At 32.4% G+C, this 15143-nt stretch carries 11 protein-coding genes and 1 pseudogene; 5 read left to right on the forward strand and 7 right to left on the reverse strand.

Annotated features, from left to right (window positions below; translation table 11 throughout):
- The first annotated feature begins 43 nt into the window (after positions 1–43).
- Positions 44–862: a MurR/RpiR family transcriptional regulator gene (locus ACIFUW_RS09050; RefSeq protein WP_060814989.1), complete on the forward strand. Its 819-nt coding sequence runs from the start codon at positions 44–46 to the stop codon at positions 860–862.
- 360 nt (positions 863–1222) lie between these two features.
- Here the strand turns inward: ACIFUW_RS09050 and ACIFUW_RS09055 are convergent, their stop codons facing one another.
- The 4 genes and pseudogenes from ACIFUW_RS09055 to ACIFUW_RS09070 all read right to left on the reverse strand — a co-directional run bounded on the left by ACIFUW_RS09055 (position 1223) and on the right by ACIFUW_RS09070 (position 5851).
- Positions 1223–1849, reverse strand: coding sequence for a TetR/AcrR family transcriptional regulator (locus tag ACIFUW_RS09055; RefSeq protein ID WP_060814990.1), 627 nt, complete (start codon positions 1847–1849; stop codon positions 1223–1225).
- A 6-nt stretch (positions 1850–1855) separates the two neighbouring features.
- Entirely contained in the window at positions 1856–2500 is a 645-nt protein-coding gene (locus tag ACIFUW_RS09060; RefSeq protein WP_154731870.1) for a TetR/AcrR family transcriptional regulator, read from the reverse strand.
- Between the two features lie 353 nt (positions 2501–2853).
- Positions 2854–4044, reverse strand: a pseudogene (locus ACIFUW_RS09065) (IS3 family transposase).
- A 487-nt stretch (positions 4045–4531) separates the two neighbouring features.
- On the reverse strand, positions 4532–5851 hold the full coding sequence (locus ACIFUW_RS09070) for an IS1380-like element IS1678 family transposase (protein WP_000202380.1): 1320 nt from the start codon (positions 5849–5851) through the stop codon (positions 4532–4534).
- A gap of 295 nt (positions 5852–6146) precedes the next feature.
- Between ACIFUW_RS09070 and ACIFUW_RS09075 the strand changes: the two genes are divergently transcribed.
- From ACIFUW_RS09075 to ACIFUW_RS09085, 3 genes are all read left to right on the forward strand, one after another.
- Positions 6147–7325, forward strand: coding sequence for an IS256-like element ISEf1 family transposase (locus tag ACIFUW_RS09075; RefSeq protein ID WP_000997695.1), 1179 nt, complete (start codon positions 6147–6149; stop codon positions 7323–7325).
- Between the two features lie 488 nt (positions 7326–7813).
- Positions 7814–8940, forward strand: a protein-coding gene (locus ACIFUW_RS09080; RefSeq protein ID WP_098381422.1) for an IS3 family transposase whose coding sequence is annotated in 2 segments (ribosomal slippage) — positions 7814–8042 and positions 8042–8940 — 1128 coding nt in all. Because the reading frame shifts where the segments join, the coding sequence is not laid out codon by codon here.
- A 444-nt stretch (positions 8941–9384) separates the two neighbouring features.
- A complete protein-coding gene (locus tag ACIFUW_RS09085; RefSeq protein WP_002297185.1) occupies positions 9385–10680 on the forward strand; it encodes an ISL3-like element ISEfa5 family transposase in 1296 nt (431 codons plus the stop codon).
- A 408-nt stretch (positions 10681–11088) separates the two neighbouring features.
- On the opposite strand, the gene ACIFUW_RS09090 is transcribed toward ACIFUW_RS09085, so the two are convergent.
- Positions 11089–11667: an Asp23/Gls24 family envelope stress response protein gene (locus ACIFUW_RS09090; RefSeq protein ID WP_060814996.1), complete on the reverse strand. Its 579-nt coding sequence runs from the start codon at positions 11665–11667 to the stop codon at positions 11089–11091.
- A 408-nt stretch (positions 11668–12075) separates the two neighbouring features.
- Between ACIFUW_RS09090 and ACIFUW_RS09095 the strand changes: the two genes are divergently transcribed.
- Complete coding sequence (locus ACIFUW_RS09095; RefSeq protein ID WP_002297404.1) at positions 12076–13326, forward strand: IS110 family transposase; 1251 nt, start codon at positions 12076–12078, stop codon at positions 13324–13326.
- 184 nt (positions 13327–13510) lie between these two features.
- On the opposite strand, the gene ACIFUW_RS09100 is transcribed toward ACIFUW_RS09095, so the two are convergent.
- Positions 13511–13687, reverse strand: coding sequence for a DUF2273 domain-containing protein (locus ACIFUW_RS09100; protein ID WP_071870196.1), 177 nt, complete (start codon positions 13685–13687; stop codon positions 13511–13513).
- Between the two features lie 9 nt (positions 13688–13696).
- Positions 13697–14257, reverse strand: a complete 561-nt coding sequence (gene amaP / locus ACIFUW_RS09105) for an alkaline shock response membrane anchor protein AmaP (protein WP_060814997.1) — start codon at positions 14255–14257, stop codon at positions 13697–13699.
- Positions 14258–15143: the final 886 nt, after the last annotated feature.

Consider the following 15143-nt stretch of genomic DNA (forward strand, 5'->3'; position numbering starts at 1 on the left):
TGGAGTATAATGGAGTAAAATTTTTTACTGTAAAGGAGTTCATATGAATTACATCTATTTAATTAAAGAGCATTATCCTTTATTGACTAAATCTGAAAAAAAAGTAGCTGATTTAATCTTAGATTCTGGGAAAGCAATTATTTATAGTACAATGAGCGATATCAAAGAAAAAACCACAGTTGGGGATGCAACGATTATTCGTTTTTGCCAAAAATTAGGATTTTCTGGTTTCTCTGATTTGAAGATCGAAATTGCAAAAGAAGATTTCAGTAAAAAAAAAGAATATCCGTCAAGCGAGAAATATTACGATATAATTGCTACTCATCTAACTGAGGCGCTCTATTCTACAGCACATTTACTAGATGAAAAAAAACTAGATAAGGCAATCCAACTCATCAGTCAAGCAAAAAATCTTTATATATTTGGGGTGGGTTCTAGTGGAAATACAAGCCTTGATTTAGAAAGTATGTTCTTACGAGTAGGAGTTCAAGCAAAAGCTGTTCTGGATCCTCATTTTCAAGCTCAAGTAGCTTCTTTGATGGAAGAAGACGATGTGATTATTGCTTTTTCATTATCCGGAAAAACAAAAGATACCTTTGATTCTGTAGAAATTGCAAAAAAAAATGGTGCAAAGATCTTAGCAATTACCAATTACCTTCATTCTCCAATAGGACAGACAGCAGATGTTGTTTTACAAACAGCAATCGAAGAATTTTTAAATGGTGGTTCTTTGGCAGGGAAAATCTCTCAATTGTACCTTTGTGATTTACTTGTACAAGGTTATGAACAGAAAAACAATATTAATGCAGTGGAATTACGTGAAAGAGTATTACGCTCTATCTTAGATAAAAGCTTAGATTAAATAGAGTATTAATTGAAGCAATTTATATTTAGGTGAAATATCAATTAATTAGTGGGACTCACAATTTGCACAAATAACTTTCATCTTACCTTTAGATGAAGTGTTAGAAAGAAAAGTATCAACCATCAATACTTTGAAAAAATTCTTTTTATAGGAATATGATGAACAGCTTTCAATATACAATAATCATTATCAAAGATAACTGACAACTTTTAGCAATAAAATACAAAACACTTTTTTAGTCAGTATCTAAATATAACAAATCTATTTCATAAAGCAAAAAAGCGGCTAGACAAAAGAGATGTCTAACCACTTACATTTATCATCTATATAATTCAATGAACAGAGAAAAAAAGGACATCAGTTTTTATCAATAAAAAGTCTTGTTCTTATCAATATTTTCAGATGTTTTAGCAGATCCTCTTCAAATTCTATAGATTGTTTATCTTGTTGATATAAAGATAGATAAAGCAATAATTTTTTTCGATAAAATACATTAAAATATGAATAGATATAAATAGTAATTAAATTATCTATAAACAATAATGTATAGCGATCTTTTACCTTAGGGGATTCTATAAATTTAAAATAGAAAGAAAATTTTTTTCTTTCAAATTCTTCTATAATATCTATTTTTTTTATTTGGCCAGAATTGGTCGAAATAAGCATAAAAAAATTCAAAAACAATTGTTTCTTTTCAGAATTTAATCGTACTCTTTCAACTATATTTATAATATATTCATCGAGTGTAGAACTTTCCTTAACAATTTTTTCAAGTTCAAGGTTTATTATATTTAAATCATACTCCACTGCAGCTTCATACAGATCATGTTTTGTTTTAAAAAAACTATATACAGTAGTAGTACTAGTTTTAGCTTCATTAGCAATATCTAAAAGTCTTGTTTTCTCATAACCAAATTTAGAAAAATGCTTTATAGCAATAATTATAATTTCTTCTCGCATGCTATTCTTATTACTTATTGTCATAGACTCTTACCCCCTTGCAAGTACAGTTAGCGTCTCGATAACATTTTCTTTTAATATTAATGAACTTTTTATTGAGTCTTCTAGAAAAATTTTGGCTTTTATTTCTTGATATTGCGTATTTTGAAGTAATTCTCCGGATAACATCATCGTATCAATAATGAACGTGTAGACAACTGGATCAATTTTATCACTTATTTCTTTTTCATCTTGTAATTCATTTACGGTATGCCAATATACTTTGAAAAAACTAGTGTTATTGTAAAATTGTTTAACCCACTCGCTTGTCATTTGTTCGTCACCAGGAATTTTATTATAAAAAACAATCAATTCAGGATGTTTTCTTCCTAATTCTAAGATTGTTTCGAACATTACTTCTAAACGATTTTCTAATTTTAAAGGAGCATTGTTTATATTATTAATATATTCATCTAAAATAACAAAAACGTGTTCTATTGCTACTCTTAGCATTCCTTCTTTATTGTTAAAGTACTGATATAATGATCCTGCACTTAAATCTGCCTTATCAGCAATCTTACGAACTGAAGCAGATTCATAACCAACTCTTCCAAATTCTTCTAAGATATAGTTTAAAATGAGTTCTTTTTTTTCTGATTTTAATCGATTAAATAATTCATTTGCTGTTTTATACATAGCTATCTCCTCAAAAAAGATATTATAACTAAGTATACCATATTAACCTTATAAAAACGACCGCTCATTTTTTAAAGCTTCTCCTAATTGAATCATTTTCCAACCATTTACTTTTCTACTACTAATAATTTCGTCTGAACTATTTACAGAAGTGTGACCCGACTTAATTTCAGAAGTCTTAATATTTTCATTATTCTTTACAAGACTCCTGACTTTCAAGGGGATATAAAATAACTCTAGATGTATGGAATGGCAACACTTTTCTAGACAAAAATTATAAGGTCTGTTTATGACACCATATCCAGTTGCCCTTGACAACGAGCCTCCTCAAATCGGTTTTCTTAGCGGCGTGCTCACTTTGAATAAAATAAGCCGCTCGAACAGAAGGTAACCGATTCTTGCTCATTATCAAGGGTTCGCTACGCCAACCTCCGCATAGCGTACCTCAATTGGTGTTTTATAACCAAGAGAACTATGGATCCGATGATGATTCCACCAATTGACATAATCAAAACATTCTAATTCTAAGTGTGCCATCGTTTCAAATTGATATTGACTCACAAATTCCGTCTTAAAAGCTTTGTAAGTCGCTTCTGAAACGGCATTATCATATGGACATCCAGGCTTACTCAAGGAGCGTTGAATGCCAAATGTTTCTAAGATAAGATCAATCAATTCATTATCAAATTCTTTTCCACGATCCGTATGGAAGAGTTCGATTTCTTGAAGTGAGTAAGGAATGCTTTGAATGGCCCTTTTTACAAGCTGCGCATCTTTTTTATTTCCGCAAGAATGGCCAATAATTTCACGATTGAATAAATCAATCATCAAACAAATATAAGCCCAATTTGTCCCGACCCGAACATAAGTTAAATCCGTGACAACCGCTGACAATGCTTTTGTTTGAGTAAACTTTCGATCTAAGTGATTCGCAATTTTCTTTTGATTGCTTTGGCACGAATGTACGCGATATTTGGGCTTCGTGTAACTGGATTTCAATCCTCGTCTTTTCATGATGCGACGAATTTTTCGACGACTCAAAATGAGATTTTTCTTATCAAGGCGTTTCTTGATTCTGCGTGAACCATATGCTCGTCTATTTTGTTGAAAAACTTCTTCCACCGCTTCTTCTAATTTTGCTTCTACTGCGCCTTGAGTCGTTTCTTTTTCTCGATAATAATAGGTGGCTCTTGCAATACCCAGTACTTTACACATGGCTGATATCGAGTATTTGTGCTTATTTGCATCAATTACTTGTCTTTTCGTCCGAATATCAGCGCCGCTTGCTTTAAAATATCATTTTCTATCAAGAGTTGTTTATTTTGCTTTCGCAATTGAATTAACTCTTTTTGTTCAGGTGTTAAGTTATCTTTTTCTTTAAATGAGCCAGAGGTATTTGCTTGTTTCACCCATTTATCAAAAGTAGACGGGGTTAAATCATACTCTCTGATAATATCGGTTCTCTTTTTCCCTGACGCATATAACTGAACCATTTGATTTTTAAACTCTTTAGTAAACGTTCGACGTGGTTTTCTTTCTGACATTAACAATTCCTCCAGTGTGTTTTCTTATATTTTACACACCTTAATTTTTCTGTCTAGTTAATTGTAGCCTATCCAAACAAACGTTCATTTTATAAAAATAAGAGAAATAATATCATTATGTTTCATAATATATATGTTAAAATAATTTTAAAAAAAATTCAATATGACTATTCATTTCTAGTTTGCGAATATGACTAAAGAAAGAAAAAAGACTTTACCATTAGAATAAATCAGTTATAAAAAAGAGACGGTAAATATCGATTTCTTTAATTATCTAATTACTCCCTGAATAATTCATAGCTTTAATTCTTTGGCACATTTTATTGAAATATGTATCACTAATATCCCTATCAACTGATTTTGACTAAAAAGTTACTTCAAACATTCACTGTTCAAAAATATTGAGGAATAAATTTTGGGTGTAAGGCATTTTGAGCATACTTCTCCCTGGATAACTTCCCAGTAAAAAAATCGTTAGATTGTTGGATTAGATCCATTGACTGGCTCGCCTCAGGCGAGCAAAGACCCTGTAGAATTCATTCTGATACACATGATAACTAGATAATTTGAGATAGACTCGTCTACCCGTTTGGACTAATTTCCCAGCAACTTTCAGAAACTTCAATCGAATAGAATGAATGGTCATTCCCTTTTGGACTTCTTCAAAGCCAATCGTTCTTAAGAAGTTGACTAAGTTGTAAGCTATCAAGCTGAGCATCATTCGGACATGATTCTCCAAAAAGCGAGGACTGTCTGTTTTGTCAAAGTAAAAGCCAGCTTTCGCTTCTTTAATGAAGTTCTCCATTGTGCCACGTTTGGCATAGATAGAAAAGATGGTATCAGGAGAAACATTTTCTGATAGATTCGTCACGATAAATTCATGTCGAAAGAGTAGTTCGCCCGCTTCACGTGTTGAGCGTATACACACGCGACGACTTTGTGACCAGGATTGTGCTTGATAAGTGGTCGAGAAGTACTGAACTTCTCGTTCTTCCCACTTTTGATTATCGCCATAAAGTACTGATTTCTCAGCTATTTGACCTAGTCTACGATTATTCTTCAGTCGAATAACATAATGACTCTTTTTTGATTCACACGAATCATACACACCAGGTGTAGCGAACCCGCTGTCTCCACGAACCAAGATGTCAGTGTTTGGTAGAGAGTGATTATAGTGCTCTAATAAAGGTGTGAGAAACTCCTTTACGCCTTTTGATGTATATTGATTTCCTGAACGTAGTTCAGCTTTTAAGAAGTCACCAGTCAATCCGTCAAAAGCTACCAATGGATGGTAACCATAGGTTTGGTAGTGTGTATTATAATTCGTTTGTTCTTGGTGACCAAATGTATCTGAATGGGTCGAATCTAAATCAATGATTAATTCCGTATCATTACGGATGAGGCGTGCTTTATCGATAAGTTCTTGGTTCAAAGCTTGAAGTTCATGGATATTCTCCTCAGATAGTCGATCTAAAAATCGGGAAAGTGAAGATTGAGAAGCGAGTTCTTTCCTATCTAAAACAGCTTTAAACACAGGATCTTGTCTCAGGAGATTAGCTGCAGAATCAGCTGAGTAACCAGCAATTAATTGCATAATGAACTGCTCAAGTATGGATAAGTTGTCATGAGTAAAATACGCTCGTTCGTCTTCAATGTGAATGTGTTGCTTAGCCAGTTCAGAAAAACCAAAGATGTTCATCAGCTCTTTCACTAGGACGAGACCCGAATCACTCGATAATTGACCACCTGTATGAGAAATAGTGATATTTGAATTGAATTTTACTTGGTTTTTGTGTAAGCTAGTCATGAAAAGAACTCCTTTCTTTTGGTTGGTTTAGTCACTTTAACCATAGCAGAAAGGGGTTCTTTTTTCATCACTTAACGGGTGAAGATGAAAAAGTAATTGTAAGCTGCCGTGAGGCAGTTTCACATGGTTTTAATTAAAAGTATGAATTATTCAGGTTACTCTTCATAATGATATGTTTTTCATGCTTAGAGAGTATAAAATATTTTGTGTAAATGAAAAAATCCATACAAAAAAGGAAGTCCCTTCTGTAGAATAAAGTTAACGACAACCAATTCACAGAAAAGAGGACTTCCCTATGAATGATTTTACTACAGAAATTGTGCAAACTCTAGTCACTAAAGGCGATTTAAATGAATTATTCCGTTCGCACTTAGAAAAAGCGATAAACACACTCCTACGGACTGAATTAACGGCTTTTTTAGATTACGAAAAATATGATCGCACTGGTTTTAATTCAGGTAATTCGAGAAACGGTTCTTACTTTCGATCAATCAAAACCGAATATGGTGAATTAACATTGGAAATACCTAGAGATCGTAATGGTGAGTTTAAACAACAAACTTTACCAGCCTACAAAAGAACAAACGATACATTGGAAACCACTATTATCCATTTATTCGAAAAAGGTGTTACGATGTCTGAAATTGCTGATTTGATCGAAAAAATGTACGGTCATCACTATACTCCACAAACCATGTCCAACATGACTAAAGTTCTGACTGAAGAAGTAAATGCCTTTAAATCCAGAGCCTTAAATGATAAGTATGTCGCTATTTTTATGGACGCTACTTACATTCCACTAAAACGTCAAACCGTATCCAAAGAAGCGATTTATATTGCCATTGGTATACGAGAAGACGGCACTAAAGAAGTACTGAGTTATGCGATTGCTCCAACTGAATCAACATACGTTTGGAATGAGCTGCTACAGGATATTAACTCCAGAGGAGTTCAAGAAGTCTTGCTTTTTATTACGGACGGCTTAAAAGGCATGAAAGATACTATCCATCAAATTTATCCTAAAGCAAAATATCAGCATTGTTGTATCCATGTATCTCGTAATATCGCTCATAAAGTACGTGTCAAAGACCGAAAAGAAATCTGTGATGACTTTAAGGCTGTTTATCAAGCTAACTCAAAAGAAGAAGCGAATACCTTCTTATCCGGCATGATTGAGAAATGGAAGAAAAACTATCCTAAAGTGACGCAGTCACTCATAGAAAACCAAGACTTATTAACTTTTTATGATTTTCCACCTAGCATTCGTAGAACCATTTACTCAACCAATCTAATCGAGTCTTTCAATAAGCAAATTAAAAGATACAGCCGTAGAAAAGAGCAGTTTCAAAATGAAGAATCACTAGAACGCTTTCTAGTCAGCATTTTTGATACATACAATCAAAAATTTCTAAACAGAAGCCATAAAGGTTTTCAACAGGTAACCGATACATTAGTTTCAATGTTTACTGAGTAACTAATTATTTTGCAGGAGGACAATTTATTTACACAAAATTATTGACGCTCCCCATGCTTACTTTGTAGCCAGATAATTGAAAATAAAACTTATATTTTACAAATGATACATTTATTTTAATAAAGAGACATATCTTAAACACAACTTAGGTTATCCAAAAAATTAAAAAAGGAAAAAGGTACTGTTATTCCAAGTAATACCATTATTCAACTTCTGGTGTTATATATCTTGTTTTATATTTTTGTATTTTCGAAAATAGGTTTTACATGTGAACATTAATTAGTTATATATTAACTATATTCTTCTATTCTTCAGCTTTTTGTGCTTCTTTATTTATTAGATTATCTATGATTATATTTTATTTCAGATAATCTTATTGTTTTTTATCTTCTTCCATTTCACTAAATTCTGGTGTTAGTATCAAATCTTAGACAGCTTTTCGTAGAGACAAGAATAAATTAAACTTATCTACGAGAGGATGAATTTTTATGACCCGATATGAAGAAAATTTTAAACAAATGATTATTGAACTGAATCAAACTGGACGTTCTGTTCGAGGGTTAGCGAAAGAATATGGCTTATCTGAAGCAACGATTTACAAATGGAAGAATTTATATTTACCTGATCAGTCCACAGGACTGACTGGAAAAGAAGTAGCTGAACTGAGAAAAGAAAATGCTCGTTTAAATGAGGAACTTGAAATCTTAAAAAAAGCCGCAGCCATATTCTCTCGGAAAACCTAAATTCGCTTGTTCAATTTATTGAAAAATGGTGTAAGGATTACACTGTTTCTTTGTTGTGTCGGTTATTAGAAATCCCTAGAAGTGTCTATTATTTTTATAAGAATAAACCGTTGACAGCTACAGAAATCAGAAATAATAAGTTGAAAAAGAAGATTTCAACAATTTTTTTTACGAATAAACAACGCTATGGTGCCACAAAGATCCATCAAGTTTTATTAAAAGAAGGGATTTCAGTATCTCTTAAACATGTCCAAAAGCTAATGAAACAATTAAATTTAAGGTCGATTGTAGTTAAAAAATATAGACCTCAAAGGTCTAATAAACCGATCATTTTAAAAGAGAATCTCTTAAATCAGGACTTTTCTACTGAAACGATCTGTGAGAAATGGGCAGCTGACATTACGTACATTCCTACTAAGAAAAATGGTTGGTGTTACTTATCTTCAATCATGGATTTACACACGAAAAAAATTATTAGTTATACATTTTCAAAACGAATGACTGTGGATTGTGTCATTCAAACATTGAATAAAGCAAAAATACATTATCACATTCCAGAAGGAATGATTCTACACACTGACTTGGGCAGCCAATACACAGCAAGAGAAGTGGAACAATGGCTTAAAACCAACAAAATAAGGCATTCTTATAGTAGAAAAGGAACACCTTATGATAATGCTGGAATCGAATCTTTCCATGCCTCATTGAAAAAAGAAGAAGTCTACACGACTAGCTACTCAGATTTTGAAGAAGCAAATCGAGCGCTATTTAGCTACATTGAAGGATTTTATAACCGAAATCGAATCCATAGCTCGATTCACTATCTAACCCCACAGGAATTTGAAGAATTAGCAAAAGAAAAAATGGCTTAACCGTCTCTACTAAAATGTGTCCAAGATATTGACTCAAATCCATTCCTCTACTACACCATATCTATTGACAATCAACCAAATAAAATACAGTATTTCACGATATAGTGTGATAAATAACAAAATAGAAGCAATAAAGCTTCTTGTGTTAAAACAATTATAAAAGAACTAAATAATTAGCCCTTCTATCTATAAAAAAGTCAATAGCGTCACTAGGATTTCCTAATAACGCTATTGATTTTCTTTTCCTCTGAAATTAAATCAGAAAGATTTTTCAATAATGATAACTGTTTTGATTAACAGCTTTTATAGGCTCTATAATTTATGGGACTGATGAATCAGAATTGATTCTTCAGCCCCATTTTTATTTTAGGTATTAAAAAACATATCGTTCTCTAGTATGATTAAATCACGACAAAATAAACAACTGAGAGGACGATATGCTATATGAATGATTCTATCAAAAAAATGCTGCGATTAATAGAGAAAGATTTGATGATTACAGAGGTCTCTTACGAGACCTTTCAGAAGAAAAAGACGTTGATCGTCGATGCTGTTTTCTCACCTGCTCCCCATACCTGTAGAAATTGTGGTTCTACTGTGGTAGATGGAAACGGGAAAGTAATTGTAGTGAAAAATGGGAAGAAGGAAACGATTGTCCGCTTTGAACAATACAATCACATGCCTTTGGTTATGCGCTTAAAAAAGCAGCGCTATACCTGTAAAAACTGTCGAACCCATTGGACGGCTCAAAGTTATTTTGTTCAACCCAGACATTCAATCGCGAATCATGTCAGATATAAAATTGCTTCTTTACTGACTGAAAAAGTATCTTTATCTTTTATTGCGAAAAATTGTCAGGTATCTTTGACCACCGTTATTCGTACGTTGAAAGAGTTTAAAAGCTACTTACCAAAGCAATCTAAGAGGATTCTCCCCAGAGTATTGATGGTTGATGAATTTCGTTCGCACGCTTCCATAGAAGATAAAATGAGCTTTATTTGCGCAGATGGCGAAACAGGACAATTAATTGATGTCTTGCCTACGCGTAAATTGCCTCGATTAACAAGCTATTTCTTAGGCTGCGCTAATCCTGAAGAAGTAAAATTTTTAGTCACAGACATGAACGCCGCCTACTTCCAGCTTACCAAACGTATTCTGCCAAATGCGAAAGTAGTGATTGATCGGTTTCATATTATCAAACACATGAATCAAGCCTTTAATGAGTTGCGTATCCGTGAAATGAATGAACTTCGTAAAGTAGGACAGAAAAGTCAGGCAGAAAAACTGAAAAAGAACTGGCGCTTTTTGCTAAAAAATCGTGCAAACATCAACCATTATGAATACAAAACATGGAAAAGTTTTCGAGCACCAAAATACCCATTTCTTACGGAAGCGATGATGATTGATCGATTGCTTGGCTTTTCTACGTCCCTGAAGGAGGCGTATCCCTATTTTCATGAATTAGTTGAAGCCTTTCGAGACAAAGACCCTGACTTATTTTTCTCCTTATTGGCAGAACTTCCCGAAACGTTAGATGACGGCTTTCGGGAAAAGCTCCAAAACCTTCTGACCTATGAAGAAGGCATCACCAACGCGATGATCTATCCTTACACCAATGGAAAAATAGAAGCGAAGAATACCCATATAAAGACAATGAAACGAGTATCCTACGGATTTAAATCATTTGAGAACATGAGAATTAGAATCTTTTTGATCAATCAATTAATCAAAGTAAGATAACAAAAAATCTGAGCCAGAATGAGGTTCATTCTGACCCAGATTTGATTTTGTACAACCCATCAGTCCTTATTGACAAAGAGCCCTTTTATAATGGTTTATACGATAATAAAATTTTTAAATAATATAAATTGAGAACTAAAATATTGTAAAGATTTACTAGAAAGAGACAAAAGAACTAAATAAGAAATACAAAATGAGTAACCAACAGCTATAAAGATTTCTACATCTTTCACAAAATGCTTATTCAGATGTTGATCTCCCACTTAAAGAAACTAAAACCAGTTAAGTCCTATACCTAACTGGTTTTATTATATTTCAGTTCTTTCTTCTATATCTACATTAAAATATCTAAGAGCCTTAAATTTAGTCTTTCAATTTTATATGTTGTATATTACAGAAAGGAAGTTACTATTTTACACGAGGTTCTGTTGCTTCTTTTACGTTTTGTACACCATCATTAACTTTTTCACTTGCTACTCCTAAAGCTTCTTTTGATTTCTCAATTTGTTTTGAAGCAAATTCTCCAGTAGCAGAAGCTGCATCAGTAAGATGATCTTGTAGGGTAACTGAATCTTTTTCGTATTGTTCTTTTGTTTTTACATCTACGACGTTTACGTTAATTTCAATTACATCTAAGCCAGTCATTTTCCTAACTTCATTTGAGATTACTTGCTTAATTTTATCATAAATTGTAGTTACATCTTTACCATATTCAGCCACTATTGAAAGATCTACTGCAACTTGTTTTTTACCTACTTCAACATCGACTCCAGAAGTTGTGTTATCTGTATTTACTAATTTTCCGGCTATATTTGAAAAGAATCCTCCATCAACTGTCAAAAGCCCATCAATTTCATCTAATGCAATACCGATTATTTTTTGAATTACTTTATCTTCAAAAACCAATTCTCCTTTAATAGCTTCAGAAGCTTTTGATATATCATTCTTTTTAATTTCTGTTTTTGTATTGTTTGTTTTATTATCCATTAGTTTTCCTCCTCGTAAAATATCATTTGTCTAATAGTTTTTATTCAAAATGTTTCTAGATTATAAAATTTATTGAATAACACATTCCTAACGGAATTTGTTTCGATATTGTGTGATTTCTCAGAGTACAATGGATGTATGGAAAGGATCCAACGGGAATTTGCTATTTCCTCCTGTAGCGTTTGTCTACCCTGTTTAGTCTGTTACCCGAACCACTGTTATCACTACCAACTCATTAGCTGTTTCGATAATGGACTAGACTTTCAAATAGTAGTTTGGAAGGCAGCTTCTAGCTCTTTTATCACCGTATTCTATTAGGCGAGGTTGTGGCTATACAGTGAGTTTCTGGGAAATCCCACAGTATCGAAGCATTTTCCAAAATTTATATCGAAAGGAGGTCCTTCTTCCATGAAATTATTTGTCGGTATTGACGTTAGCTCTGAAAAACTAGATGTTTGTTTTTTAACAGACGACAATCAATTGTCTATCTTATCTGAAATCTCTGTTGCCAATGACATCGAAGGTGCTTCATTCATACGAGAAACAATTCTTGAATTCAATGACAGCTACCACTTTGATCAAATTGTGATTGGCATGGAGTCAACGTCCATGTACAGCTTCCATCCTTCCATGTTTTTTCATGAAGATGAGAAACTAAAGAAGCTCAACACACTTGTAACGATTGAAAATCCTTTTCGGGTGAAACAATTTAGTCGCATGTTTGATGAGAATAAAACTGATCGAAACGATGCATTAAGAATCGCTGATTTCTTGCGTATTCAACGATTCACAACTTCCCCTATCAAAGAAGAGAAATACATGGCCTTACAGCGTTTAACACGTACTCGCTATCAACTTATTAAGCAATTGATTCGTACAAAGCAACATTTTCTTGAAAATCTAACGTACAAATGTAATACGCTTGCTCGAGAAATGCGAGACGAATCGACGAGTCTTTTTAGTGCAACCCTCATTTCACTCATGACGGAAGATTTCACATTGGATGAACTTGCTGAGCTTCCTTTAGAAGCTTTCTGTGATTTACTTCAAGAAAAAGGAAAAGGCCGTTTCAAGCAACCAGAAAAAATCGCTAAAGCAATTCAACGTGCAATTACCATGAGTTACCGCCTAGGTGCTCTTGCACAAGAATCAATTAATGTTGTTTTAAGTGTTCTCGTACGAGAAATACGAGCACTTGAAAAAAATATCAAAGAATTAGATAAAGCCATCGAACAAGTAATTGTTGTCATTCCAGAATATCAATGCTTAACCAGTATTCCAGGCGTTGGTAAAGTCTATGCTGCCGGTTTAATCGCTGAAATTGGTCAAATCGAAAGATTTGAAGATCAGACAAAATTGGCAAAATACGCTGGATTAAGTTGGAAAGTGAACCAATCTGGAAACTATCAGTCGCAAAATACACCTCTGACAAAACAAGGAAATCGATATTTTAGATACTACTTAGTTGAAGCTGCCAACTCTGTAAAAAATTATCTTCCTGAATACAAAGCTTTTTATCAAAGTAAATATAAGGAGGTTCCAAAGCATCAACACAAACGTGCACTCGTCCTAACCGCAAGAAAATTTACGCGTCTGGTGGATACGCTACTACGTAAACACCAACTCTATACGCCACCAAGGAGTGTGATAGAGAAATAACAATCCGTTATTGACGCAAATCCTTGAATCAACCCGAAAAAAATTTGATTTTGATCGGGTCTAGTTTCGTGCGCTTCAAAACATATTACTCAATAAAGAAAATCTTAAATTTCATCTTGACTTATCACCATTAGACTAAAAATAAAAATTTATTTTTTACCGTAAAAACGGTTATTAACTAGTTTTATTTGTCAAAAAATCCAATAGTTTCTAAATAGATACCTAAATAAAAACCACATACAGTAAGTATTGTTATTATCACTATTTTAAAAAGTCCTAACGTGAGAATTAATAATCCTAATAGTAGTCCTACACATGCAAAAATGAGCGGATATTTATATTTCTCTATGAATTCTTTCATTGTTTTCTCCTATAAAACTTTTGATTTGGTTTCTTTATTTCTTTCATGATAATCATTGAATTTTATTTCAGTTAGTATTGTTTGTTCTGCACCAAATAAGGCATTCAAATTAGTGTTTACTTTCCTTATAAAGGAGGTTTGTCGCTCCCCTGTTTGAAAAGCTTTACGTATTTTTCCCCGTACATAGATTTTTATTTTTTTCTTCTTAATTACAACTTTTACCGTTGGATCAACAATAAAAGGCTCTTCTTTTGCTGCGATTAATACAAAATTCTCAATTGCTTTTTTTTGAATTGCTATTTTTCCAGTATCGGTCTTTTTTTCTATATAATTATTTATCCTAGGATAAAATAATACAATAATTAAAATAATAAATAAGAATGTTAGCAAAACGGCACTAAGCCAAAACAAAAATTGAGCCATGTTATTACCAATATATGGGTAACTTGTAAATGGTAGTAAATAAAATGGTAAACTAACCACACTTTGCATTGTAATTAACGTATGTGCTAAAGGAAAAAAAAACAGCAGTAAAACAATAGTTAATAGTAGTTTCAAGCTTTTTCGCATATTCCACCTCTTAGATTACGTTGTGAATATAATTCTTTATTTTATTATTCTATGGAACTTTACAATTAAACAAAACCTATAAATTAAACTTGACACAGATTTTGGCAGTTTGATTTCTAGAATATTCTCCTTTCATTTCATTTATCTCACTAACTTTAGTTAAACTAATACGATAAGTTTAACCAATTACTATATCTGAAACTATCAAAGTGAGTAACTTGTATAAAAAAATAGACTGTTCACTTTATAAATTAAAATAGTTTACGATATAATATTATCAAGTAAAAATCCTCAAGTCAAATAAAAATGAATGTTCAATTTATTTTTTATACAAGTTTTTTAATTCTAGAAATAAGTTCCCTGCTTATAAGAAGATGTACTAAATAATGATTCTTATCTCACAAACATATTATTTCTTACCTCCAATCCTTTTAGAAACCATAAAAACTATTAACTAACAATATTTGAAAATTCACACTAGTATTATTTAATCCACTAGACAAAAAATTACTATCATCGATATAAAAAATTTTTTTCGATTGTATATAATATTTTTTTTGAGAGATGAGATTTTTCTATTGAAAATTTCTTATCTTCCAATGTTTTTTTTGTTAAAGAAGACTTAATTTTTCGTTTTTTATTTCCTGTTTCTTTAATTACAAGTCTTTGTCCCTAGAAAAAATAAAAAATCAACCAATAAGTATTTCTGAATAATGAATAATATAATACGTTTTTTCGGCCAAGCATATTAAACATTGGGCGTGAGATTCAGTATCTTGAATATACTTATGATTTAAATAGACTCTTTTCTTATACATTTCTTGCCTAAAGATTATATATATTTCTCTTCTAAAGTTATCATAATCCCTCCTTAATACTTGAGTGA

This window comes from Enterococcus sp. PLH-Efm8, from assembly GCF_053011625.1.

What these genes read in the sequence shown, in the direction of transcription:
- ACIFUW_RS09050 (WP_060814989.1), top strand. Translation starts at nt 44, where the DNA reads ATGAATTACATCTATTTAATTAAAGAGCATTATCCTTTATTGACTAAA.
- ACIFUW_RS09055 (WP_060814990.1), bottom strand. Translation starts at nt 1,849, where the DNA reads ATGACAATAAGTAATAAGAATAGCATGCGAGAAGAAATTATAATTATT.
- ACIFUW_RS09060 (WP_154731870.1), bottom strand. Translation starts at nt 2,500, where the DNA reads ATGTATAAAACAGCAAATGAATTATTTAATCGATTAAAATCAGAAAAA.
- ACIFUW_RS09070 (WP_000202380.1), bottom strand. Translation starts at nt 5,851, where the DNA reads ATGACTAGCTTACACAAAAACCAAGTAAAATTCAATTCAAATATCACT.
- ACIFUW_RS09075 (WP_000997695.1), top strand. Translation starts at nt 6,147, where the DNA reads ATGAATGATTTTACTACAGAAATTGTGCAAACTCTAGTCACTAAAGGC.
- ACIFUW_RS09085 (WP_002297185.1), top strand. Translation starts at nt 9,385, where the DNA reads ATGAATGATTCTATCAAAAAAATGCTGCGATTAATAGAGAAAGATTTG.
- ACIFUW_RS09090 (WP_060814996.1), bottom strand. Translation starts at nt 11,667, where the DNA reads ATGGATAATAAAACAAACAATACAAAAACAGAAATTAAAAAGAATGAT.
- ACIFUW_RS09095 (WP_002297404.1), top strand. Translation starts at nt 12,076, where the DNA reads ATGAAATTATTTGTCGGTATTGACGTTAGCTCTGAAAAACTAGATGTT.
- ACIFUW_RS09100 (WP_071870196.1), bottom strand. Translation starts at nt 13,687, where the DNA reads ATGAAAGAATTCATAGAGAAATATAAATATCCGCTCATTTTTGCATGT.
- amaP (WP_060814997.1), bottom strand. Translation starts at nt 14,257, where the DNA reads ATGCGAAAAAGCTTGAAACTACTATTAACTATTGTTTTACTGCTGTTT.